The 23,072-nt window shown below is 68.0% G+C and carries 22 protein-coding genes and 1 other RNA gene; 13 read left to right on the forward strand and 10 right to left on the reverse strand.

Translation table 11 applies throughout. The features are described 5' to 3' along the window. Nucleotides 1-28: 28 nt before the first annotated feature. Entirely contained in the window at nt 29-688 is a 660-nt protein-coding gene (locus tag J2S76_RS14505) for a thiamine phosphate synthase (protein WP_307061332.1), read from the reverse strand. Nucleotides 689-984: 296 nt separating this feature from the next. Here J2S76_RS14505 and J2S76_RS14510 point away from each other — a divergent pair, with 296 nt between their 5' ends. After that, nucleotides 985-3,462, forward strand: a complete 2,478-nt coding sequence (locus tag J2S76_RS14510; protein ID WP_307061334.1) for a carbohydrate-binding family V/XII — start codon at nt 985-987, stop codon at nt 3,460-3,462. A 118-nt stretch (nt 3,463-3,580) separates the two neighbouring features. On the opposite strand, the gene pstB is transcribed toward J2S76_RS14510, so the two are convergent. From pstB to tkt, 5 genes are all read right to left on the reverse strand, one after another. Continuing rightward, nucleotides 3,581-4,318 carry a phosphate ABC transporter ATP-binding protein PstB gene (gene pstB / locus J2S76_RS14515; RefSeq protein WP_370874759.1) on the reverse strand — a complete coding sequence of 246 codons (738 nt, stop codon included), beginning with the start codon at nt 4,316-4,318 and terminating at the stop codon, nt 3,581-3,583. A gap of 271 nt (nt 4,319-4,589) precedes the next feature. After that, nucleotides 4,590-5,612, reverse strand: coding sequence for a class I fructose-bisphosphate aldolase (locus tag J2S76_RS14520; RefSeq protein ID WP_307061336.1), 1,023 nt, complete (start codon nt 5,610-5,612; stop codon nt 4,590-4,592). A 127-nt stretch (nt 5,613-5,739) separates the two neighbouring features. Next, nucleotides 5,740-6,939 (reverse strand): phosphoglycerate kinase, encoded by a 1,200-nt coding sequence (locus J2S76_RS14525; RefSeq protein ID WP_307061338.1) that lies wholly within the window; start codon nt 6,937-6,939, stop codon nt 5,740-5,742. Nucleotides 6,940-7,018: 79 nt separating this feature from the next. Next, nucleotides 7,019-8,029 carry a type I glyceraldehyde-3-phosphate dehydrogenase gene (gap, locus tag J2S76_RS14530; protein ID WP_307061340.1) on the reverse strand — a complete coding sequence of 337 codons (1,011 nt, stop codon included), beginning with the start codon at nt 8,027-8,029 and terminating at the stop codon, nt 7,019-7,021. Nucleotides 8,030-8,184: 155 nt separating this feature from the next. Beyond that, nucleotides 8,185-10,176: a transketolase gene (gene tkt / locus J2S76_RS14535; protein WP_307061342.1), complete on the reverse strand. Its 1,992-nt coding sequence runs from the start codon at nt 10,174-10,176 to the stop codon at nt 8,185-8,187. Nucleotides 10,177-10,581: 405 nt separating this feature from the next. Here tkt and J2S76_RS14540 point away from each other — a divergent pair, with 405 nt between their 5' ends. The 6 genes from J2S76_RS14540 (at nt 10,582) to J2S76_RS14565 (ending at nt 14,931) form a co-directional block, all read left to right on the forward strand. Beyond that, nucleotides 10,582-10,881, forward strand: a complete 300-nt coding sequence (locus J2S76_RS14540) for a DUF4164 domain-containing protein (protein WP_307061344.1) — start codon at nt 10,582-10,584, stop codon at nt 10,879-10,881. A 9-nt stretch (nt 10,882-10,890) separates the two neighbouring features. Beyond that, nucleotides 10,891-11,274, forward strand: a complete 384-nt coding sequence (locus tag J2S76_RS14545; RefSeq protein ID WP_307061346.1) for a cell division protein ZapA — start codon at nt 10,891-10,893, stop codon at nt 11,272-11,274. A 149-nt stretch (nt 11,275-11,423) separates the two neighbouring features. Continuing rightward, nucleotides 11,424-12,212 (forward strand): inositol monophosphatase family protein, encoded by a 789-nt coding sequence (locus J2S76_RS14550; RefSeq protein WP_307061348.1) that lies wholly within the window; start codon nt 11,424-11,426, stop codon nt 12,210-12,212. A 139-nt stretch (nt 12,213-12,351) separates the two neighbouring features. Beyond that, nucleotides 12,352-13,413, forward strand: coding sequence for a flagellar motor protein MotA (locus tag J2S76_RS14555; protein ID WP_307061349.1), 1,062 nt, complete (start codon nt 12,352-12,354; stop codon nt 13,411-13,413). Continuing rightward, entirely contained in the window at nt 13,413-14,447 is a 1,035-nt protein-coding gene (locus tag J2S76_RS14560; RefSeq protein ID WP_307061351.1) for a peptidoglycan -binding protein, read from the forward strand. The genes J2S76_RS14555 and J2S76_RS14560 overlap by 1 nt, the downstream gene beginning before the upstream one ends. Nucleotides 14,448-14,457: 10 nt before the next feature. After that, nucleotides 14,458-14,931: a GNAT family N-acetyltransferase gene (locus J2S76_RS14565; protein ID WP_307061354.1), complete on the forward strand. Its 474-nt coding sequence runs from the start codon at nt 14,458-14,460 to the stop codon at nt 14,929-14,931. A 75-nt stretch (nt 14,932-15,006) separates the two neighbouring features. Here J2S76_RS14565 and J2S76_RS14570 read toward each other — a convergent pair whose 3' ends face one another. Then, entirely contained in the window at nt 15,007-16,851 is a 1,845-nt protein-coding gene (locus J2S76_RS14570; protein ID WP_307061356.1) for an ABC transporter transmembrane domain-containing protein, read from the reverse strand. A gap of 101 nt (nt 16,852-16,952) precedes the next feature. On the opposite strand from J2S76_RS14570, the gene rpmE reads away from it, so the two are divergent. Beyond that, on the forward strand, nt 16,953-17,177 hold the full coding sequence (gene rpmE / locus J2S76_RS14575; protein WP_018387708.1) for a 50S ribosomal protein L31: 225 nt from the start codon (nt 16,953-16,955) through the stop codon (nt 17,175-17,177). Nucleotides 17,178-17,317: 140 nt separating this feature from the next. Here the strand turns inward: rpmE and J2S76_RS14580 are convergent, their stop codons facing one another. Both J2S76_RS14580 and J2S76_RS14585 read right to left on the reverse strand, forming a co-directional pair. Beyond that, complete coding sequence (locus J2S76_RS14580) at nt 17,318-17,890, reverse strand: DUF1465 family protein (protein WP_307061358.1); 573 nt, start codon at nt 17,888-17,890, stop codon at nt 17,318-17,320. A 270-nt stretch (nt 17,891-18,160) separates the two neighbouring features. Beyond that, a complete protein-coding gene (locus J2S76_RS14585; RefSeq protein WP_307061360.1) occupies nt 18,161-18,367 on the reverse strand; it encodes a DUF1192 domain-containing protein in 207 nt (68 codons plus the stop codon). A 147-nt stretch (nt 18,368-18,514) separates the two neighbouring features. On the opposite strand from J2S76_RS14585, the gene J2S76_RS14590 reads away from it, so the two are divergent. The 5 genes from J2S76_RS14590 to J2S76_RS14610 all read left to right on the forward strand — a co-directional run bounded on the left by J2S76_RS14590 (nt 18,515) and on the right by J2S76_RS14610 (nt 22,151). Continuing rightward, nucleotides 18,515-19,516: an NAD(P)H-quinone oxidoreductase gene (locus J2S76_RS14590; RefSeq protein WP_307061362.1), complete on the forward strand. Its 1,002-nt coding sequence runs from the start codon at nt 18,515-18,517 to the stop codon at nt 19,514-19,516. A gap of 184 nt (nt 19,517-19,700) precedes the next feature. Beyond that, nucleotides 19,701-19,856: non-coding RNA, 6S RNA (gene ssrS / locus J2S76_RS14595), on the forward strand. An 11-nt stretch (nt 19,857-19,867) separates the two neighbouring features. Then, nucleotides 19,868-20,473, forward strand: a complete 606-nt coding sequence (locus J2S76_RS14600; protein ID WP_307061364.1) for a 5-formyltetrahydrofolate cyclo-ligase — start codon at nt 19,868-19,870, stop codon at nt 20,471-20,473. A gap of 3 nt (nt 20,474-20,476) precedes the next feature. Further along, nucleotides 20,477-21,292 carry a TIGR00282 family metallophosphoesterase gene (locus J2S76_RS14605; protein ID WP_307061366.1) on the forward strand — a complete coding sequence of 272 codons (816 nt, stop codon included), beginning with the start codon at nt 20,477-20,479 and terminating at the stop codon, nt 21,290-21,292. A gap of 112 nt (nt 21,293-21,404) precedes the next feature. Then, nucleotides 21,405-22,151, forward strand: coding sequence for a YebC/PmpR family DNA-binding transcriptional regulator (locus J2S76_RS14610; RefSeq protein ID WP_018387702.1), 747 nt, complete (start codon nt 21,405-21,407; stop codon nt 22,149-22,151). 60 nt (nt 22,152-22,211) lie between these two features. Here J2S76_RS14610 and J2S76_RS14615 read toward each other — a convergent pair whose 3' ends face one another. Beyond that, a complete protein-coding gene (locus tag J2S76_RS14615; RefSeq protein ID WP_307061369.1) occupies nt 22,212-22,958 on the reverse strand; it encodes a sulfite exporter TauE/SafE family protein in 747 nt (248 codons plus the stop codon). Between the last annotated feature and the right edge of the window lie 114 nt (nt 22,959-23,072).

Here is a 23,072-nt window from a genome sequence, read left to right on the forward strand (position 1 = left end):
TATCGGCCGGGCGCGCGCGGCGGCCGCATCAGGAAGCGTCCCCGATGGCGGCCAGCCGCTCGGCCAGAGCCCGGGCACCGTCGCGGGGCGCCTCGAAAACCAGCGTGTCCACGGCCACGAAATCGACACCGACGGCGACGAGCGCCACGACTTCGTCAAGTGTGCGGGCATAGCCGACGCAGGGCGGCTCAAACAGCTGCGCCCACCATTCGGTGCGCTCCAGCGTCGCCTCGAACGGCGGGCGGCGGCCCTCGGCGTCGGGCTCGCCGAACATCACATAATCGGCACCGTTCTCCGCCGCCGTCATGGCGTCGTGCTTGGTGCGCAGCCCTCCGGCGCCGGCGATGCCGTTGGGACGCAGCGTCGGGGATGCATTTTTCAGTGCCGCCGCGTCGTCGAAATGCGCGCCGTCGGCGCCAAGAGTGGCAACGAGTGCGGCGTTGCCCTCAAGAAGCCCGGCCGCGCCGATGGCGTGGCAGGCATCGAGAAGGGGCCCCATGGCCTGTGCCGCTGCGCCATCAAGCGGGCGCAGCAGCACGGCCGCGATGTCGACCTCCTGCGCCGCCTGGCGCAGCGCCTCGGCCTGCGCCGCGATGCCGGCCGGATCGGCGAGGGACGGCACGAGCACATAGAGGCGGGGCGCCGGTCGGGCCGGCGTGGAATCGGAGCGGGAGGAGGAACGAGCCATCAGGGAACAGTCTTGTGACGAGCCATGGGGAAGCCATCGTGCAGGATGGCGGCGAAAGCACGGCACGCGCGCCAGTCTGTCTAGCGCGCGCGCCCCTCGGCGGTCCAGTGATGTGCCTGGAAGGAGGGAGGGCCTCCCTCTGCCTTAATGCGGTAACATTTTAACGGCGTTCTCTCCTCCCGTCATTTCGCGTCAGGCCCAGACCAGTCTTATCGGCGCACAATGGCGGTGATATTGGTTGGCTGGGTGGGGTTGCCCGGCCTGTCGCCGGATTGTTGCTGCCCGTTGGGGGAAATATGCGCCGTCATCCTCATCCCATCGCCGCACTTGCGGCGGTTCTCGCCATAAGCGTTACACCGGCTCTCGCGCAGCAGCCGGCCGCTCCGGCGGCCGCCGCCACGGCCGGCCCGGCTTCCGCCCTTCCGCCAGCGCTGGCCTGGCCGCGCAGCTTCGACCTCGGCGACAAGCTGCTGCAGGTCTATCAGCCGATGATCGAGCAGTGGAACGGCGACCAGATTTCCGGCCGTGCCGCTGTCGCCATCGGACCGAAGCCGGACCTCGCCGCTTCCGGCGCGCCTGCGGCGGGCCCGACCTATGGCCTCGCCCGCTTCACCGCGCGGGTGGCGATCGACAAGCCGTCCAAGCTGGCGCAGCTGAGCAATATCCGGATCACCTCGGTTGATGTGCCGACCGATTCTTCGCAGGACGCCGTGCTGCTGAACGCGCTTCAGTCGCGTATTTCGCCGCAGGGCATGACCTTTGCCCTTGATCATCTGATGACCAGCTATGCCGCGACCAAGCAGCTGGACAAGGAGATGACGCAGCCGGTGGAGAACACCCCGCCGCGCATCGTCTTCGCCCAAACGCCGACCCTGCTGGTGCTTGTGGCCGGCCAGCCGGTGCCGCGACCGGTCGACGGGGTGCCGGGCTTCCAGCGAATCGTCAATACCCAGCCGCTGATGCTGGTCGACGGGGCCGGCCTCTATCACCTGCAGGCCGCCGGCACCTGGTACCAAGCGCCCGCCGTCGCCGGGCCTTGGACCGTGACCGCCCAGCCCGACCCGGCGCTGGAAGCTGCCGGCAGCACGGCGACCTATGAGGAGCCGGCGCAAACCATGCTGCCGGCCAATGGCCAGAAGCCGGCGACGCCCCCAGCTATCATCGTCTCCACCGCCCCGGCCGAGCTCGTCATCACTGCCGGAGCGGCGCAGATGACGCCGGTGGGCGGCACGTCGCTGCTGCGCGTGAGCAATGCCGACCACGCGATCATCCTCGATCCCGACAGCAACCAGTACTATGTGCTGATCTCGGGCCGCTGGTTCCGCGCTGCCGGTTTCAATGGCCCATGGAGCTTCGTGCCCGGCACAAGCCTGCCCGCCGGCTTTGCCAAGATTTCGCCGACCGACCCGGCGGCGAATGCGCTGGTCGCCGTGCCCGGCACGCCGCAGGCAAAGGAGGCGGCGATTGCCGCCACCGTGCCGCAGACCGCCACCATCAAGCGCGATACACAACTTACGATCAAATATGATGGCGGGTCCCCGAAGTTCGAACCGATCAAGGGCACCATCCTGTCCTCGGCGGTGAACACCCGCACGCCGGTGATCCAGCTTGACCCGGCGCGCTATTATGCGCTGTTCCAGGGGGCCTGGTTCGTCTCGGCGACACCGACCGGCCCGTGGCTGGTCGCGGACGTGGTGCCGGACGCGATCTACACCATCCCGGTGTCCTCGCCGCTGCATTACGTCACCTATGTGCGCGTCTACGCCTCGACGGCAGATGTGGTCACGGTGGGCTACACCCCCGGCTATATGGGCGTGGTGATCGAGCCGGGTGGCACCGTGGTCTACGGCACCGGCTACAATTGCGTCGGCTATATCGGCACCTATTGGTATGGCTGCCCCGCCACTTATGGCTATGACGCCGCCTTCGCCTGGACCGATGGCTTTGGCTTCGGCTACGACGCGGCCTTTGGCTGGGGCGCCATGTATCCCTGGTGGGGTCCCTATTGGCGGCCCGGCCCCTGGGGTGGTCCCTGGGCGGGCGTCGACATCGCCCGCACCAACATCTATGGCGCCTGGGGCGGCGCGGCGACCTGGGACCACGCCTGGGGGGTCGGCCCCTATGGCACCGCCTGGGGCGCCAACGCCGTGCATGGCGTGACCGGCTGGGGCACTGATTTTGCCGGCCGCTCCGGTGCCGCCTTCAACCCCTGGACCGGCAATTATGCCGCCGGGCGCTCGGCCGCCTTCTTCAACCCCTACACGGGCGCCCATGGCGAGGCGCGCGCCGGCGTTGCGGGCAATGCCTATACCGGCAACGCCGTGGCGGGCCGCGAATCGGCGGCCTACAACCCGACCACCGGCGTCGGCCATGCCTCGGAGACCGGCGTGGTGGACAATGACGGCCATGTCAGCGTCGACAGCCGCGGCGTCGCCGGCAATGCCAAGACCGGCAATGGCGTGGCCTGGAACAATGGCAACGTCTACACCGACCATGACGGCTCGATTCACCAGTACGACGCCAATAATGGCTGGCAACACCAGTCCATCGACGGCTGGAAGTCCAACACCGATGCCGACCAGATCGGTCGGCTCGACCAGCAGCGCCAGTATCAGGGCTATGGCGACCAGCGCGCCGACAGCTTCGCCCGCTCGGGCGGCTATGACGGTTTCGGCGGCGGCGACCATTATGGTGGCGGCTATGGCGGCGGGTTCGGTGGAGGCGGCGGCTTCCATGGCGGATTTGGTGGCGGTTTCGGCGGCGGGCGCCGCTGAAGCAGGACGGTTCATCAGGTATAGCGACACATCATCCCCGGCCGCGTGCCGGGGATTTTTGCGTGCTGCGCGTTCGTCGTGCCGGCTTTATGGAGGCCGAGGCAGCCCTCCGCGTGGCTCAGCCCATCCGGCCCGAGACGTAGCTGAGGGTCCGCTCCTCGCTTGGGGCTGAAAACAACTGGCTGGTCGTGCCGAACTCGACCAGCTCGCCGAGATAGAGAAAGGCCGTGTAATCGGCGATCCGTGCCGCCTGCTGGAGATTGTGGGTGACAATGACGAGGGTGCTCACGCTCTTGAGCTCCTCCATCGTCTCCTCGATCCTGGCGGTGGAGATCGGGTCGAGCGCCGAGCACGGCTCGTCGAGCAGGATCACTTCCGGGCGCACCGCCATGGTGCGGGCGAGGCACAGGCGCTGTTGCTGGCCGCCGGACAGGCTGAGGGCGGAATGGTCGAGCAGGCCGCCAACCTCCTCCCACAGCGCCGCGCGGCGCAGAGCATCCTCCACCCGCTGGTCGAGCTGAACCCTCGTCAGTTCCTCGTTGAGGCGCATGCCGATCGCGACATTGTCATAGATCGACATCGGAAAGGGCGAGGGCTTCTGCGTGACCATGCCGACGCGCTGGCGCAGCGTCAGCACGTCGACATCGGGGCCGAGAATGTCTTTCCCGTCGAGCAGCACCTGTCCCTCTGCATGCTGGTCCTCGTAGAGGTCGGCCATGCGGTTCAGCACCCGTAACAGCGTGGACTTGCCACAGCCGGAAGGGCCTATCAGCGCCGTCACGCGATTGGCGTGAATGGGGAAGGAAATGTCGTGTAGCACCGGCTTGGTGCCGAAGCGGAAGCCGACATGCCGGATGTCGAGCTTGACCGGGCTTGGCAAAGGCTCCCCGGCACGGGCGGAGGGATGGGCGAGGCCATCGGCCCCGAAGCCGCCGAGGGTAAGGCTCGTCTTGAGATCGTGTCGCACGCGCGTCTCTCCCATGCCGTTATGCAAGGTTAGAGGCTCGTGCCGTCCGCACCTTGCGCAAGGTCAAGATGGGATGAAAATTTGATCTGTCGAATATAAGCCGACAAAACAAAGACGCCGCCCTGCGGCGGCGTCTAGTCGTGACGAGAAGAACGTCCGATCAGGCGGCCTTCTGCTGTTCGCTCTCCGGCGTCCACTGGCCCAGCGCGGCGAGATAGTTCATCCGCGAGCGGTGCGTGAACGCCGCCTGGCCGGCGACGATGTTCTCCGGCTTGCCGGACCAGGCCTTCTGCGGCGCGGCTTGGAGGGCGCGGCCATAGGAGAAGGTGAGGTTCCAGGGTAGCCCGCCGCCGCGGATCATGGCGTCGAGATGGGCGGTGGCCTCTTCGTCCGACTGGCCGCCGGAGAGGAAGGCGACGCTGGGGACAGCCGAGGGCACGCAGTTCTTGAGGCAGCGCACGGTCTTGGCCGCCACTTCCTCGACCGAGGCCTGCTTCTGCGCCTTGCGACCGGCGATGACCATGTTCGGCTTCAGCACCATGCCTTCAAGCTTCACGCGGCCATAGAAGAGTTGCTGGAACACTTCCTTCAGCACCCATTCGGTCACGTCGTAGCAGCGGTCGATATCGTGATCGCCATCCATCAGCACTTCCGGTTCGACGATCGGCACGATGCCGGCAGCCTGCGCCAACGCCGCGTAGCGGGCGAGCGCCTGCGCATTGGCGAGGATCGAGGTGTAGCTGGGGATATGCTGGCCGATATCGATCACCGCACGCCACTTCGCGAAGCGGGCGCCGAGATCGTAATATTCCTTGAAGCGGCCGGCGAGGCCGTCGAGCCCCTCGGTGATGGTCTCGCCGGGGCAGCCCGGCTGCGGCTGGGCGCCAAGATCGACCTTGATGCCGGGGATCGAGCCGGCGGCTTCGATGAGGGACACCAAAGGCGTGCCGTCCTGCGCCTTCTGGCGGATGGTCTCATCGAACAGGATAACGCCGGAAATGTACTGCGTCATCGCCTCGGAGCGGAACAGCATCTCGCGATAATCGCGCCGATTCTCGAAAGTGGATTCGACGCCGATGGCATCGAAGCGCTTCTTGATGGTGCTGGCGCTCTCATCCGCCGCCAGCAGGCCCTTGCCACCCGCTGCAAGCTTGTACGCAACCTCTTCGAGGCTTGCCGTCATGTCTCTCTCTCCCGCGCGAAACTGACCGTCCGGCACCGCGACCGGATCGAACGCGGGGCCGGACCTGTCGGATACTAGCACCGGGCGGCACGATCCCGCATGACAGGATGTGCCGCCCGGGCGTCGTTCAACGTCTCAGGGCCTCGACGCCCGGCAGGGGCTTGCCCTCAAGCCATTCGAGGAAGGCGCCGCCCGCCGTCGACACATAGGTGAAGCGGTCCGCCACCCCGGCATGGTTGAGAGCTGCCACCGTGTCGCCGCCGCCCGCTACCGACAGAAGTCCGCCGGCGTCCGTGAGTTCCGCCGCCGCCCGCGCGACCGCCACCGTCGCGGTGTCGAAGGGCGGCAGCTCGAAGGCGCCGAACGGGCCATTCCAGACGATGGTCCTGGCGTCCTTCAGTCGGGCGACGACGTTTTCGACCGAGGCCGGGCCGGCATCGAGCATCATCTCGTCCGGCTTGATGTCATCGACCGAGGCGACGCGGTGCGGTGCATTGGCCTTGAACTCGGTGGCGGCGAGCGCGTCGACCGGCAGGACGATCTCGCAGCCGGCGGCCTTGGCCTTGTCGAGGATTTCCAACGCGGTGCCGGCCAGATCGTGCTCGCACAGCGACTTGCCCACATCCTTGCCCTGCGCGGCGAGGAAGGTGTTGGCCATGCCGCCGCCGATCACCAGAATATCGACCTTGGCGACGAGATTGCCGAGCAGGTCCAGCTTCGACGACACCTTTGCGCCGCCGACGACGGCAAGCACCGGGCGTTCGGGCTTCTCCAGTGCCTTGGCCAGCGCTTCGATCTCCTCCTGCATGCAGCGCCCGGCAAAGGCCGGCAGCTTGTGCGCGAGGCCCTCGGTCGAGGCATGGGCGCGGTGGGCGGTGGCGAAGGCGTCGTTGACATAGAGGTCGCCAAGGCCGGCCAGTGCCGCCACGAAGTCCGGGTCGTTCTTTTCTTCGCGCTTGTCGAAACGGGTGTTCTCCAGCAGCAGCACGTCGCCGGGCTGGAGCTTGGCGACAGCCGCTTCGGCGACCGGGCCGATGGTGGCGGGGGCAAAGGCGACGGGCTTTCCGAGCCGGCTCGCCACTTCCTGCGCGATGAAGCCGAGCGACAGCGTCGGGTCCTCGCCCTTGGGGCGGCCGAAATGGGCCAGCAGGATCACCTTGCCGCCCTTGTCGGAAATCTCGCGGATGGTGGGCAGCACGGCCTGGATGCGGGTGTCGTCGGTGACGCGGCCATTATCGACCGGCACGTTCAGATCGACGCGCACGAGAACGCGTTTGCTGGCGACGTCGGCGTCGTCGAGGGTGCGAAAGGCGGAGGCCTCGCTCATGGTCTTCTCCCTTGGATTGTTGATCTTGGATGCGAAACGGCCGGACCTCCTTGGCGGGAGGCCCGGCCGGGCCGAATGTTCAGATCAGCTTTCCGAGGGCCACCGCCGTGTCGGACATGCGGTTCGAGAAGCCCCATTCATTGTCGTACCAGGACAGGACCCGGACGAAGTTGCCTTCCAGCACCTTGGTCTGGTCGAGATGGAAGATCGAGGAATGAGGGTCGTGGTTGAAGTCGGTGGAGACATTCGGCTGGTCGGTGAAGCCGAGGATGCCCTTGAGCGGACCGCTGGTGGCGGCGGCCTTGATCGCCTCGTTGATCTCTTCCTTCGTCACCTTCTTCTTGGCGACGAACTTGAAGTCGACGACCGAGACGTTCGGGGTCGGCACGCGGATCGAGGTGCCGTCCAGCCGGCCGGCAAGCTCGGGCAGCACAAGGCCGACGGCCTTGGCGGCGCCAGTGGTGGTGGGGATCATCGACAGCGCCGCAGCGCGGGCGCGGTAGAGATCCTTGTGCATGATGTCCAGCGTCGGCTGGTCGCCCGTATAGGAATGGATCGTCGTCATGAAGCCGTGGTCGATGCCGACGGCATCGTTCAGCACCTTGGCCACCGGCGCGAGGCAGTTGGTGGTGCAGGAGGCGTTGGAGACGACCAGGTGATCCTTGGTCAGCTTGTCATGGTTGACGCCGAAGACGACCGTCAGGTCGGCGCCTTCCGCCGGGGCGGAAACCAGCACGCGCTTGGCGCCCGCGGTCAGATGCGCGGCGGCCTTGTCGCGCGCGGTGAAGATGCCGGTGCATTCCAGCGCCACGTCGACGCCGAGCGTCGTGTGTGGCAATTCGGCCGGATTGCGTACCGCCGTCACCTTGATCGGGCCGCGGCCGACATCGATCGTGTCGCCGTCGACCGTCACCGTGCCGTTGAAGCGGCCATGGACGCTGTCGAAGCGGAACAGGTGGGCATTGGTCTCGACCGGGCCGAGATCATTGATGGCGACGACTTCGATATCGGTGCGCCCGGACTCGATGATGGCCCGCAGCACATTGCGACCAATGCGTCCAAAGCCGTTGATGGCAACCTTGAGCGTCATGCGTTTAATCCCCAGGTAAGCTTTATCATCACGATCCGCGCGTTGGCCTCATAGCGCGGCGATAGCCAGGACACCAGTCGCTCTTTTGACGCTGCTTGCTGGGCGCAGGGCTGGCGCATTGTGCATGCGCCAGCCGCATAGCTTCTAAGCCGGGTTCAGCGCTTGAGACGGCTGAGCGCGGTCGCCACCACGGCTTCCACGGTGATGCCGAAATGGGCGAACACCTCGGGAGCCGGGCCGGAGGCACCAAAGCCCCGCATGCCGATAAAGGCGGCGTCGGAGCCGACGATCTCGTCCCAGCCCTGACGGATCAGCGCTTCGACCGCGATCTTGACCGGCGCCGTGCCCACCACCTGACGGCGGCTTTCCTCGGGCTGGTTCAGGAACAGCTCGAAGCACGGCACGGAGACGACGCGGGTCGCCACGCCCTGCGCTTCCAGCTGCTCGCGGGCCTTCATTACCAGCGAGACTTCCGAGCCGGAGGCGAACAGCGTGACCTCAGCCTCGTCGGAGGCGGAGGCCAGCTCATAGGCGCCGCGCGCGGTGAGGCAGCGCTCGCTATCGTCGGTGCGCAGCAGCGGCAGGTTCTGGCGGGTCAGCGCCATCACGCTCGGGCCGGTCTTGTGCTCCAGCGCCAGCTTCCAGGCTTCCGCCGTTTCCACCGTGTCGCAGGGGCGGAAGACGAGGAGGTTCGGAATGGCGCGCAGCGCGGCGATCTGCTCGACCGGCTGGTGGGTCGGGCCGTCCTCGCCCACGCCGATCGAATCATGCGTGAACACATAGACCACGCGCACGCCCATCAGCGCCGCGAGGCGGATGGAGGGGCGGCAATAGTCGGAGAAGACGAGGAAGGTGCCGCCATAGGGGATGAAGCCGCCATGCAGGGCGATGCCGTTCATCGCCGCCGCCATGCCGTGCTCGCGGATGCCCCAGTTCACATAGCGGCCGTCATATTTCGGCGGCTCGACATAGACCGAGGTGGCCTTGGTCTTGGTGTTGTTGGAGTGGGTAAGGTCGGCCGAGCCGCCCACCATCTCCGGCAGCGCCGCGGTGAGGGCTTCCAGCACGATCTCGGACGATTTGCGCGTGGCCACCGCCCCGCCATCGGCACGGGCCTTGGCGATCACGGCGGCGATGGTCTCGCCCAGCTTGGAAGGCAGATCGCCGCGCACGCGCCGCTCGAACTCGCCGCGCCGCTCGACATCGGCCTCGGTCAGCCGCTGGTTCCAGTTCTTGTGCGCCTGGCGCGAGCGCAGGCCGGCGAGGCGCCACGCGTCCAGCACATCGCTGGGGATGACGAAGGGCTCGTATTCCCAGTTCAGGAAGGCGCGGGCAGCGGCGATCTCGGCCGCACCGAGCGGGGCGCCGTGAACGGCATTGGTGCCGCCCTTGTTGGGCGCGCCATAGCCGATGGTGGTGTGGCAGGCGATCAGCGTCGGCTTGTCGCTGGTCTTGGCGGCCTCCAGCGCGGCAAGGATAGCGTCCGGGTCATGGCCGTCGACGCGGGTGGCGTGCCAGCCCGAGGCCTCGAAGCGGGCGAGCTGGTCGGTCGCGACGGAGAGCGCGGTCGAGCCGTCGATGGTGATGTGGTTGTCGTCCCACAGCACGGTGAGCTTGTTCAGCTTCTGGCGGCCGGCGATCTCGATCGCCTCCTCCGAGATGCCTTCCATCAGGCAGCCATCGCCGCAGATGACATAGGTGTGGTGGTCGACCAGGTCTGAGCCGAACTGGGCGGCGAGCATGCGCTCGCCGAGCGCGAAGCCCACCGAGTTGGCGAGGCCCTGGCCGAGCGGGCCGGTGGTGGTCTCGATGCCAACCGTATGGCCATATTCCGGATGGCCGGGCGTGCGCGAGCCAAGCTGGCGGAAATTCTTGATGTCTTCGATCGACATGCCCTCATAGCCCGTGAGGTAGAGCAGGGCATAGATCAGCATTGAGCCGTGGCCGGCGGAGAGGATGAACCGGTCCCGGTCCGGCCAGTGCGGATCGGTCGGGTCGTATTTCAGCACCTTGCCGAACAGGACGGTGGCGACGTCCGCCATTCCCATGGGCATGCCCGGATGGCCGGAATTGGCGGCTTCGACGGCGTCCATGGCCAGTGCCCGAATGGCATTGGCCATGCGATCGTGCTTCTCGCGATTTGACATGAGGACGGATGTCTCCGAGGCAGATGGGTTGCTGTGTCAGGGCGCGACGTTTCGAGGCCGCAGGCCGGGCGGCGTTGCTCCCGGGCGGGCCAGCTCAGCATGCGGGCGGGGGCCGGCGAGTGATAGCATCACCGGGCGCGCTGTCAAAGACAGGCGTGTGACGCACGGCGCGCAACAGCGTTTGTCCGCCCCCTCAGCGCCGCCAACGCCGCTCGCCAAGGCGCGGAAGATGTGGGGCGCTCGATCCCCGAGCGCGTTAGTTGACGCGGTTTCTGCCCGCAGGCTCAATATCGCCGGAATCGTTCGGCGATGAATCGCTTGACGACGGGCCGGAGATGTCGCCTTCCCCACCTTCGATGAAGGCCCCTGCTTGCTGCCCTGGCCGGGCGAGAGAACGGAGACGTCATGAACGCGCCTGAGGCGGGCGAACCGACAAGCGTATTGGAAGCGGCGCTGCGACGCTTCGACAGTGCGGTCGATGCTCTCGAAGGCGCGATCGAGCGCCGGCTGGAGGTGGAGCGGCAGGAGGCCGCGCTCGCCCAGCAGCTGCACGTCCTCGGGGCCGACCGTTCGCGTCTCGCCGACGCTCTCGATGGCGCGCAGGCGCGGGCCGACCGCCTCGATACCGCCAATGACGAGGTGGCGCGCCGCCTCGGCAGCGCCATGGAAACCATTCGAGCGGTACTCGCCGCGCATGAACGCTAAGGGGCGGCAATGGCCTATGTGACCATCAGCATTGGCGGGCGCGCCTATCGCATGGCCTGCGACGACGGCCAGGAAGACCATCTCAGCGGGCTCGGCGAGGAGGTCGATGCGCGCATCGACCAGCTGCGCGTCGCCTTTGGCGAGATCGGCGACCAGCGCCTGAGCATCATGGCCGCCATCACCATCGCGGATGAACTGAGCGAGGCGCGCCGGCGGCTCAAGGCGGTGGAGCAGGAGGCGGCCACCGAGCGCGCCGCCCGCAGCGCCGCGACCCAGAGGCTCGGCGAGACCGAGGCGCGGCTGGCGCGCAGCGTCGCCTCCGCCGCGGAGCGCCTGGAGCGGCTGACCCGGGAACTGGGTACCAGTCCGTCCGGCGGGGTCGGCATGGGCTGAAGATCATTGCAGCGGCGCAGGTTTCCGCCCGCCGCCTCTCGCCGCTGTATCCCGGGTGGCGGGCGCGCCGGACTTGACGCCGTTCGCCGCGCGGCGCACAGGAGCAGGCCGTTTTCTGGCTCCCGATCGCGCTTTATCTGGAATTTGACATGATCCGTACTCCCCTGATGACCGTCATGGTCCAGGCCGTCCGCAAGGCTGGCCGCTCCCTGATCCGTGATTTCGGAGAGGTCGAAAACCTGCAGGTGTCGCTCAAGGGGCCGGCCAATTTCGTCTCCAACGCCGACCGCAAGGCCGAGCGCATCCTCCAGGACGAGCTGACCAAGGCGCGGCCGAGCTACGGCTTCATCATGGAGGAGAGTGGGGAGGTCGATGGGACCGATGAGAGCCATCGCTGGATCATCGACCCGCTCGACGGCACCACGAACTTCCTGCACGGCATCCCGCTCTTCTGCGTCTCGCTGGCACTGGCGCGCGACGGCGTGCCGGTTGCGGGGGTGATCTACAACCCGGTCACGGACGAGCTTTTCGTCGCCGAGAAGGGCGCCGGCGCCTTCATGAATGACCGCCGCATCCGTGTGGCTGCCCGGCGCAACCTGGCCGATGCCGTGGTGTGCTGCGGCCTGCCGCATATGGGGCGCGGCGATTTCGCGCGGTTCGGCCGTGAATATGCGTCGGTCGCCCCGAAGGTCGCGGGCCTGCGCCGCACCGGCACCGCCGCGCTCGACCTTGCCTGGGTCGCCGCCGGCCGCTTCGACGCCTTCTGGGAGCGGGGCCTCAGCCCCTGGGACATGGCGGCCGGAATCGTGATGGTGCGCGAGGCGGGCGGCTATGTCTCGGACCTCGACGGCGGCGACAAGATGCTGGCCAAGGGCGACATCATCGTTGGCAATGATACGGTGCGCCGCGACCTTCTGACGCTCGTAAACAAGGCGTAGAGAAAGCCGTAACGGTAAAGAGATGGCGCCGGCCGATATGGGTTCTGCGGCGTTCCTTTTCCGTGCGTCTGTGGCATAGTCCGGCCCGAAGGGCGGTCTTTTCGGGCCATCGCCGTCCTTCACGGGGACGGCCGAGGGTATGAGCGCTACGGATTCTTTTCATAAATTGTCATCGCCCCGCATCTTTCTGGTGCGGATGTTCGTGTTTATCCTGCTGTGCGTGGCGCTGGCCTCCATTCTGCACGAGCCGATCTGGCGTGCCTTTCTCAACAATCCCGGCCTGAACGGCGTCATCTTCGGTGTTCTGCTGATCGGCATCATCTTCGCCTTCCGCCAGGTGGTGCGCCTGCTGCCGGAAGTCGAATGGGTGAACAGCTTCCGCATCGCCGATCCGGGTCTCGAAGTGCGGCAGGCGCCGGTGCTGCTGGCGCCGATGGCGGCGCTGCTCGGCGACCGGGTCGGGCGCATGTCGATCTCGCAGGCGACGATGCGCGGTATCCTCGAATCCATCGGGACCCGCCTCGACGAGGCGCGCGATTTGCTGCGCTACCTCACCGGCCTGCTCGTCTTTCTCGGCCTGCTCGGCACGTTCTGGGGTCTTCTGGAAACCGTCAGCTCCATTGCCGGCGTCATCAGTTCGCTCGATGTCGGGCCGGAATCGGCCTCTGTGCTCGACACGCTGAAGACCGGCCTTGCCGCGCCGCTGGGCGGCATGGGCATCGCCTTCTCCTCCTCGCTGTTCGGTCTGGCCGGTTCGCTGGTGCTCGGCTTTCTCGACCTCCAGGCCGGGCAGGCGCAGAACCGCTTCTATATCGACCTTGAAGACTGGCTCTCCACCACGGTCGAGGATCTCGGCACGGAGGCCGCCCGCGCCCGGGGGCCGGTTCCGGTGCCGTCCCATGCGGTGCCGATCGGCCCGCTGCCGTTGCCCTTGCCGCCGTCACCCGCGGCGGTGCCTGATTTCAGCGATCTGTCCGCCGCGATCGCGCGGCTTGAGCGCACCATGACGGAGGCCGGCTCGCAGCGCGTCACCACCGCCATGGCGCATCTGGCCGAGAGCCTTCAGGGCATGGTGCAGCACATGCGCAGCGAGCAGCAGATGGTCCGCGACTGGGTCGAGGCCCAGGCCGAGCAGCAGCGCGACATCAAGCGCCTGCTGGAGCGCATCGCTGAAACCAAGTCGGATCGCGAGAGCGCCTGATGGCCCTGGGACGTTCCCGCCGTGGCGAGCGCCACATCGACTACTGGCCCGGCTTCGTCGACGCGCTGTCGACGCTGCTGCTGGTTTTCGTCTTCCTGCTGTCGGTCTTCGTGCTCGCACAATTCGTGCTGACCCAGGAGATCGGCTCCAAGGACGATGCCATGGCGCGGCTGCAGGCGCAGATCCGCGAACTGACCGACCTGCTGGCGCTGGAGCGGGCGAGCGACGCCGAGACCGACAGCCAGATGGGCGCGCTGCGCGCCAGCCTGCTGCGGCTGGAGCAGGAGCGCGATGTGCTGCGGGAGGCGGCGATCGCCGTCGCCGGCCCCGAGGAAATCGCCGCCGCCGAAAGCCGCAGCGCGGAACTTGCCCGTGCCCTCGGCCAGGAGAAGGACGCCACCGCCCAGGCCGCGGCTCAGATCGCCATCCTCAACCAGCAGATCGCCGCCCTTCGCCGGCAGATCGCCGCGCTGGAGGAGGCGCTGAACATTTCCGACCAGAAGGACAAGGAAAGCCAGTCGCGCCTCGCCGATCTCGGCAAACGGCTCAATGTCGCGCTTGCCCAGCGGGTGCAGGAGTTGACGCGCTACCGCTCGGACTTCTTCGGCCGGCTGCGCGCCATTCTCGGCGACCGCCCGGATGTGCGGGTGGTGGGCGACCGCTTTGTCTTCCAATCGGAGATCTTCTTCGATCGGGCCGCCGCGCAACTGCGTGGCGACGCGCTGCCGGCGCTCGACAAGCTCGCTACCGCGTTGATCGAGCTGGAAAAGCAGATTCCCGCCGATCTCCCCTGGGTGCTGCGCGTCGACGGGCACACGGACGACCGGCCGATCTCGACCCCGCTCTATCCCTCGAACTGGGAGCTTTCGGCGGCGCGTGCCATCGCGGTGGTGCAGTATCTGGCGCAGAAGGGCGTATCGCCCCAGCATCTCGTCGCCGCCGGCTTCGGCGAGTACCAGCCGATCGATTCCGGCAGCGACGACGAAGCCCGCGCCCGCAACCGCCGCATCGAACTCAAGCTCACCGAGCGATGAGCCCCCGGCGATGAGCGCGCCGCGCGCCACCCTGCTGGCACCGTTCGACTGGAGCCACATGCCAGGCATGACCGATCTATGGGTCGAGGCGTGGCAGGAGGCGTTGCCCGAGATCGACTTCGAGGCCCGGCGCGGCTGGCTGTGCCACCGCATCGGTACGCTGATCGACGAGGGCGCCGTGATCGATCTGGCGCTGGCGCCGGGGGAGGGCGGCGCGCTGCTCGGCTTTGTCTCGGTGCACCCGCGCACCGGCTATGTCGACCAGCTCGTGGTGCATCCCGACCATTGGGGCGCCGGGGTGGCGAGCCGGCTGGTCGCTGCTGCCGCCGCCCGTTCGCCGCGCCATCTCGTGCTCGACGTCAACGAGCAGAACGAGCGCGCGGTGCGTTTTTACGAGAAAGCCGGCTTCACCGTGGTGGGGCACGGCGTCAATGCCACCTCCGGCCGCCCGACGCTGCGGATGGAGCGTCGGGTGAAAGGCTAGGCCGATGAGGCCAAGTTTGAGGCCGATGAGGTGAAGTGTCAGGCCGATGAGGCCAGTCAGACCGACACGGCGCGGCTACCTGCCACCCGTCGCCTCGCCGAACTGCAGCGCCGCCAGCCGCGCATAGAGCCCGCCACGGCCGACCAGGCTGGCATGGGTGCCCTCCTCGACGATGCGCCCGCCCTCCATCACCAGGATGCGATCGGCCGACAGCACCGTCGCCAGGCGATGGGCGATGACCAGCGTGGTGCGGCCCTGCATCGAGAGATCGAGCGCCTGCTGCACCAGCGTCTCGCTTTCGGCGTCCAGCGCCGAGGTGGCCTCGTCGAGCAGCAGGATGGGCGCCTGCCGCAAAATGGCGCGGGCGATGGCCAGGCGCTGGCGCTGGCCGCCTGACAGCGTCACCCCGCGCTCGCCCACCGGGGTCTCCCAGCCTTCGGGCAGGCGGACGACGAACTCGTCGGCACGGGCGAGCCGGCCGGCTTCCTCCACCTCGGCGTCGCTGGCGTCCGGGCGGCCGAGGCGGATGTTCTCGCGGATCGAGGTGGCGAAGATGGCGACATCCTGCGGCACCAGCGCGATGCGGGCGCGCACCGCCTGCGGATCGGCCTCGGCGATGTCGACGCCGTCCACCAGCACCTGCCCGGCGACGGGGTCGTAGAACCGCAGCAGCAGCTGGAACAGCGTGCTCTTGCCGGCGCCCGAGGGGCCGACCACGGCGATGCGCTCGCCTTGGGTGACGCTGAAGCTGACGCCGGCCAGCGCCGGCACGTCCGGCCGCGCGGGATAGGCGAAGGCCACGTCCCGGAAGGCGATGGCGCCGCGCGCCGGTGTGGGCAGCGGCACGGGGTTGGCCTGCACCGTGACCTTGGGCTTTTCGTGGAGCAGCTCGGCGATGCGCTCGGTGGCGCCGGCGGCCTGTGAGATTTCGCCCCACACCTCGCCCAGCTGGCCGAGGCCGCTCGCCGCCAGCACGGCGTAGAGCACGAACTGGCCGAGCGTGCCGGCGCTCATGGAGCCGGCGAGGACCGCGTTGGCGCCGGCCCAGAGGATGCCCACGACGCTGGCGAAGACCAGGAAGATGCCGATTCCGGTGAGCCAGGACCGCGCCCGCACGGCGTTGCGCGCGGCATTGAAGGCATGTTCCACCTCGCCGGCGAAGAGCCGGGAGGCTGCCGCCTCGGCGGTGTTGGCCTGCAGGCTGCGCACGGAGCCGATCGCCTCGGCGGCATAGGCGGATGCCTCGGCCAGCGTGTCCTGCGCGCTGCGCGAGCGCTTGCGCACCCCGCGCCCGGCGCCGATGAGCAGCGCGACGATGACCGGAATGGCGATGAGCAGCGTGGCGGCGAGCCAGGGGCTGGTGATGACCATCATCACCGTCGCGCCAACGAACAGCACGATGTTGCGCAGGGCGATGGAGGCGGAGGAGCCGACCGCCGACTTGATCTGGGTGGTGTCGGCAGTGAGGCGCGAGATCAGCTCGCCCGACTTGGCGCCGTCATAGAAGGCGCCGTCGAGGGTGAGGACATGGGAAAACAGCTGGGTGCGCAGATCGGCGACGATGCGCTCGCCCAGCGTCATGACGAGGTAGTAGCGCGCGGCCGAGGCCATCGCCAAAACCGCCACCACACAGATCATGACCGCGAAATAGCGGTCGATGAAGCCGGCATGGCTTTGGTCGAAACCGAAATCGATCATCCGCCGCACCGCGATCGGCACCACCAGCGTGGCGATGGCCGCCACCAGCAGCGCCGCCAGCGCCGCCAAAGCGCGGCCGCGATAGCGCAGCAAATGCGGCCACAGCGCCATCAGCGGTTTGAGGCGCGGGCGGCGCGTGGCGGCCTTGTCCGGCAAGACTGTCGTGGAAGCGACGGTGGAAGCGGACGGGGAAGGCTGGGAGGCGGCTTGTGTCACGGGCATGTCTCGGTTATAGAGCCGCTCGGATTTCCGGCAGGATCGTTTTGTAGATCGCCGCATGGCTCCCGCGAGGGGCCGGCCTGCGGCGGCTGAGGATGCTACCCATGAAGAGCGACATCCATCCCGACTACCACTTCATCAAGGTGGTGATGACGGACGGCACCGAGTACACGACCCGGACGACTTGGGGCAAGGAGGGCGACGTCCTCCAGCTCGATATCGATTCGACCTCGCACCCGGCCTGGACCGGTGGCTCCGGCCAGCTGCTTGACCGCGCCGGCCGCGTGTCCAAGTTCCAGAAGAAGTTCGCGGGCTTCCTCAAGGCCTGATCGGCCGGGAAGGAGCGCCCCTCGGGGCGCGCCACCGCAGCGTTTGTCGAACCAACGACATCCGCCCTCGCGCAAGGCCTGGCCTGGCGCGAGGGTTTTCGTTTGCCTGGTGTCCGGCGCGCGCTGAAGCTGGGGAACGGTCAACGGTTCTCAAACGCGCGGCGCAGGCGGCCGATCTGCCCGGCAACGACATTCGGTCGCAGGCCGGCATTCTCCACCGCGGAAGGCGCGGAGAGAACAGCTTCAAGCTGCGAGATGCGTCCCTGCAGCTCGAAGCTGCGGTGGATGAGCGCGACCAGGGCTTCCGGCAACAGCGCTTCCTGGTCGATGTCGCGCAGCGGGCCCCTGATGTCGATCTTGCCCGCCTCGCGGCGGGCGGTCGCTTCCGCCATTTCGCGCTCGGCGACGGCGCGGCGCAGCAGCAGCCAGGAAGCGAGCTGCATCAGCCGGGTGGAAAGCCGCATGCTCTGCTGGACATAGGCGGCCTGACGCCCCGGGGAGAGAGCCGCACTGGCGGCGCGCCCTTCGCCGTCGAGATAGGCGGCGGTCTCCTCGACCAGCGCCATGCCGTCCTGAAACAGCGCGAAGAAGGCGGGCGAGGCCAGCCGACGCTCGGCGAAGCGGATCATCTCGGCGGAGGGGGCCTCGCGGGTCGCGCGCGGGCTTTCGTCCGGCGTGCCGTCTCTGTCCGAACCTTCGCGGAAGCTGCCCATCGTGCCGAACCCTCACTGGCGCATGGCGGCGCCGGACACCGCAGTCTGTCGCCCAGCGGCGCGGCGCTGTCCAGTCGGCGGCGACGGATTCGGCGGGGGAGCGATTCGGCTGGGGGATAGCGGGGATGAAAAAAGAGCCGCCCAGAGGGCGGCTCGTGAAGTGGTAGACAGGGATGCGTCAAACAGAGTGGACAGAGGCCACTCGCGGTCAAAAAGGACCGCCGCCAGTAATAGGTTGGAAAGCTTAACCGCGGGTTAAGGCACCCAGCCTCAGCGCTTGAAGAAATGCTCGGCGGCGGAGCGCGAGGCGCGCTTGGCCTCCAGCGTGCGCGCCAAGCGCTCGATCTCGGCGGAAAGCTGGGCGAGGCGCTCCTCGATCTCGGCCTCCGAGAGGACGGAGATGTCGCTGCCGACCACGTGCCCCGCCGGCTTCAGGGCCGGGGCTGCGGCGGGAAAAAGGTCGTCGTCGATCGCCATGGCATCGCTCCTGTTGATCGCCGGCACGGTCAGCGCCCGGCCGGCGGATCGCTGTTTTCGCCAGTTTAGCCGCCCCTGCCGGCGGTTGCCAGCGCTGGCGGCTTGACCTAGGACGGACATCACATTCGACAGGATGAGGATCACGCCGTGACCGAGCTGCCCGCCACCATGACCGCCATCGGCCTGCCCACTCCGGGCGGCCCGGAAGCCCTGGTTCCCGAGCAGCGCCCGGTGCCGGCGCCCGGCGCGGGCGAGATCCTGGTCAAGGTCGCGGCCGCCGGCGTCAACCGGCCTGATGTGATGCAGCGCAAGGGGCTCTACCCGCCGCCGCCCGGCGCGCCTGACATTCCGGGCCTTGAGATCTCAGGCGAAGTGGTCGCTCTCGGTGAGGGCGTGACGCGCTGGAAGCTGGGCGACAAGGTGTGCGCGCTGGTTTCCGGCGGCGGCTATGCGCAATATTGCCTCGCCGACGAGGGCTCCACCCTGCCGGTGCCGGCCGGCCTTTCCATGGTCGAGGCGGCGGCGCTGCCGGAAACCTTCTTCACCGTCTGGACCAATGTGTTCGACCTTGCCGGGCTGAAGGCGGGCGAGCGCTTCCTCGTGCATGGCGGCACCTCCGGCATCGGCACGACGGCGATCCAGCTCGCCAAGGCGTTCGGCGCCACGGTGTTCACCACCGCCGGCAGCGCCGAGAAGTGTGAGGTCTGCCGCCAGCTCGGCGCCGATGTCGCCATCGACTACAAGTCCGAGGACTTCGTCGCCGTGGTGAAAGACAAGACCGGCGGCAAGGGCGTCAATGTCATTCTCGACATGGTGGGCGGGTCCTATATCGCCCGCAATTACGAGGCCGCCGCGCCGCAGGCCCGGCTGGTGCAGATCGCCTTCATGGAAGGCTCCAAGGTGCAGATCGACTTCATGCGGCTGATGCTCAAGCGCCTGTCGCATATGGGCTCGACCCTGCGTTCGCGGCCGAAGGCGGAGAAGGCGACCATCGCCGCCGCGCTGGTCGAGAAGGTGTGGCCGCTGATCGCGGCCGGCACGGTGAAGCCGGTGCTCGACCAGAGCTTCCCGCTGGAGAAGGCGAGCGAGGCCCATGCCCGCATGGAGAGCAGCGCCCATATCGGCAAGATCATGCTGACAGTGGGGTGAGGATTCCGCACCCGGTCCATCCCGGACGGCCGAAAAGCCGGGCCGGGATCGTCCACCCGGTAGGTGAGCGTTTCCGGCTCGACGCTGCGCGTCGGCCGGGATGACGATGTCCGTTCACCGAAAGCTGTTCACCTTGGGCCTTCCCCCTCTGGCAATTTGGCCGGTGGCATCCTAGATTTGTCATGCGGGGCTGCGGGGTTCGTCAGGAGCACATATTTCCGGGGCCTTATCGATCTCAAAGGGAACTGTCCCTGACCAAGCTCCTGGGCTTGGACACACGGTGCCCACCTACGTTGTAGGTTCCCGGGATCGAGCCTCCAACGGCCATCGCGGCTCCGCACTCATCGTATCATGCCCCACTTGACCGACGCCCAACTCGACAAGGCCAGCCTTCGCGCCGTGGCGCTCGCCCGGCGGGCGGCGCTTGACCCCGCTGCGCGCGCCGAGGCGGCGGAGGCGGCGGCCGCCAATGCCATGCAATGGCTCGGCGAGGTCGCGGGCGAGATCGTCTCCGTCTTCTCACCCATTGGCGGCGAGATCGCCACCGACCCGCTGGTGCGGCGGTTGCGGGAGGCGGGGGCCTGCGTCTGCCTGCCGATCGTGCTGGAGACCGGCAAGCCGCTGCTGTTCCGCCTGTGGGAGCCGGGCGAGGAACTGACGCCGTCCGCCGGCCCCGGCCGCTTTTCCATTCCCGCCCCGCCGGAGAGCGCGCCGGCGGTCTCGCCCGATGTGCTGGTGGTGCCGCTCGCCGGTTTTGACGCGCGCGGCAACCGGCTGGGTTACGGCGCCGGCTTCTATGACCGCACGCTCTGCCTGCTGCGGCGCGCCAAGCGCGTCGAGGCGCTGGGCTATGCTTTCGCGGTGCAGCAGCTTGCCGCCGTGCCGGCCGAGCCGCACGATGAGCGGCTCGACGCCATCGCCACGGATGCCGGCATCGTTCGCCCGGCCGAGGATTGACGCATGCGCCTTCTCTTCCTCGGTGACGTGGTCGGCCGCGCCGGCCGCAGTGTCGTGCTGGAGCACCTGCCGCGCCTGCGCCGCGACTGGGCGCTCGATTTCGTCGTCGTGAACGGCGAGAACGCCGCCGGCGGCTTCGGCATCACCGAGGCGATCTATGAGGAGTTTCTGGAGGCGGGTGCCGACGCGGTGACGCTCGGCAACCACGCCTTCGACCAGCGCGAGGCGCTGGTGTTCATCGAGCGGGCGCCGCGGCTGATCCGCCCGGCCAATTTCCCGCCCGGCACGCCGGGACGCGGCGCAGCGCTGATCGAGGCGGCGAACGGGGCGCAGGTGCTGGTGGTCAACATGATGGGCCGGGTGTTCATGGACCCGCTCGACGACCCCTTCGCGAGCATTGACCGCGAACTCGACGCCGCCCCGCTCGGGCTGGTGGCGGACGCGACGATCGTCGATTTCCACGCCGAGACCACCAGCGAGAAACAGGCCTTCGGCCATTGGTGCGACGGGCGGGCGAGCCTCGTGGTCGGCACCCACACCCATGTGCCGACCGCCGATCACCGCATCCTGCCGGGGGGCACGGCCTACATGACCGATGTCGGCATGTGCGGCTGCTATGACGGGGTGATCGGCATGGACAAGGAAGAGCCGCTGCGCCGCTTCACCCGCAAGATCGGCTCAAGCCGCTTCGAGCCCGTCGCCGGGCCGGGCACGCTGTCCGGCCTCGCGGTGGAAACCGACGGCAGCGGGCGCGCCGTCGCGCTGGCGCCGGTGCGGATCGGTGGTAGCCTGAGCGAGGCCGTGCCAAGCTTCTGGTAGCGGGGGCGCTTTACGCGTGCCCGCCCTCTCGCCTATAAGCCGCGCACCCTTTTGTTTCAGGTATTCGGACAGGGTTGGCCGCAGGCCCGCCCGGTGTGACGTGGAGGCGGCCATGGCGGGTCATTCGCAATTCAAGAACATCATGCACCGCAAGGGCAAGCAGGACGCGGTGCGTTCCAAGCTGTTCTCCAAGCTGGCGCGTGAAGTCACGGTCGCCGCCAAGCTCGGCATGCCCGACCCGGCGCTGAACCCGCGCCTGCGCGCCGCCGTGCTGGCCGCCCGCGCGGAAAACATGCCCAAGGACAATATCGACCGCGCCATCAAGAAGGCGCTGGGCGGCGACGCGGAGAATTATGACGAGATCCGCTATGAGGGCTATGGCCCCGGCGGCGTCGCCGTCATCGTCGAGGCGCTGACCGACAACCGCAACCGCACCGCTTCGGAAGTGCGCTCCTTCTTCACCAAGTCCGGTGGGGCGCTGGCCGAGACCGGCGCCGTCTCCTTCATGTTCGACCGCATTGGCACCGTCGAGTTCGACGCCGCCAAGGCCTCGGCCGACGACATGCTGGAAGCCGCCATCGAGGCGGGCGCCGACGATGTGACCTCGGACGAGCATGGCCACGAGATCGTCTGCTCGGTGGAGAACCTGCACGAGGTCGCCCGCGCGCTGGAAGCCAAGTTCGGCGAGCCGCGCAAGTCCGGCCTGGTCTGGCGCCCGCAGAACACGGTGGCGGTGGATGACGAGGTGGCGGAGAAGCTGATCCGCCTGGTCGACAACCTCAACGACAATGACGACGTGCAAAACGTCTATGCCAATTTCGAACTGTCCGACGCCTTCATGGCGAAGATGAGCGACTGAACGCTCATTGCGGAAGGCGCGTCATCCCGTGCGGGATGACGCCATGGCGAGGGGACGGCCTCACCGCCCGATCAGCGCGTCGAACAGCGGCAGGCTGAGAAGGGCGGCGGCGGCGATCACCCAATAGGCGGCGATGCGGTAATGCCGGTCCGAGGCGCCGCGAAAGGCGCGGGCGCCGGCATAAAGGCCGATCGCATAGCCAGGCCCGAGCAGAAGGGTGAGTCGTCCGACCTCGGCGGTGAACAGGCCGCTGACCGCATAGGCGGTGCCGCTCGCCAGCGTGACCAGCGCGAAGAAGCCGAACAGGTTCGCCCGCACCAGCGCTGAGGGCTGGCCGCTGCCGAGCCAATAGGCGACGACGGCGGGCCCCGACATCTGCGCCGCGCCGCCGCAGAAGCCGGCAACCGCGCCGACCGCCAGCGTCGTCGGCAAAGAGTGCCGGCCGGTATGGCGCCAGCCGGACGCCAGCAGCGCCAGAAGACCGAGGCCGAGCAGCGCCAGTGCCCAGCGCAGCACCATCGGGTCGGTGTGCCCGAGCACCCACACCCCGGCCGGCACTGCCACCACGGCGCCCGCTGCCAGCGGGGCGACCTGGCGCCAGATGCAGGCGCGAAGCGCCGGCACGAGGAAAGGCAGGGTCAGCAGCGTGTCGATGACCAGCAGAGAGGGGGCGGCGACGCGCGGGCCATAGGCGGCACTCACCAGCGGCACGAAGATGAGGGCGCCGCCGAACCCCGAGAAGCCGCGCGTGACGCCGGCGATCAGCGCGGTGAGGAAGGCCCAGACAAGGGCGGGATCGAGGGCCATGGGGAACCGAAGGAGCGCGCAGCGCCGAAGCGTGGGCCGGCAGACCTAGTCCCGCCGCCTTGTGCCGTCAACACGGTTGGTGATGGATGTGACACATCCATCAGCTTTCGCGAA

It is taken from the genome of Ancylobacter vacuolatus (genome assembly GCF_030813595.1).
Taxonomy (GTDB): Bacteria; Pseudomonadota; Alphaproteobacteria; order Rhizobiales; family Xanthobacteraceae; genus Ancylobacter; species Ancylobacter vacuolatus.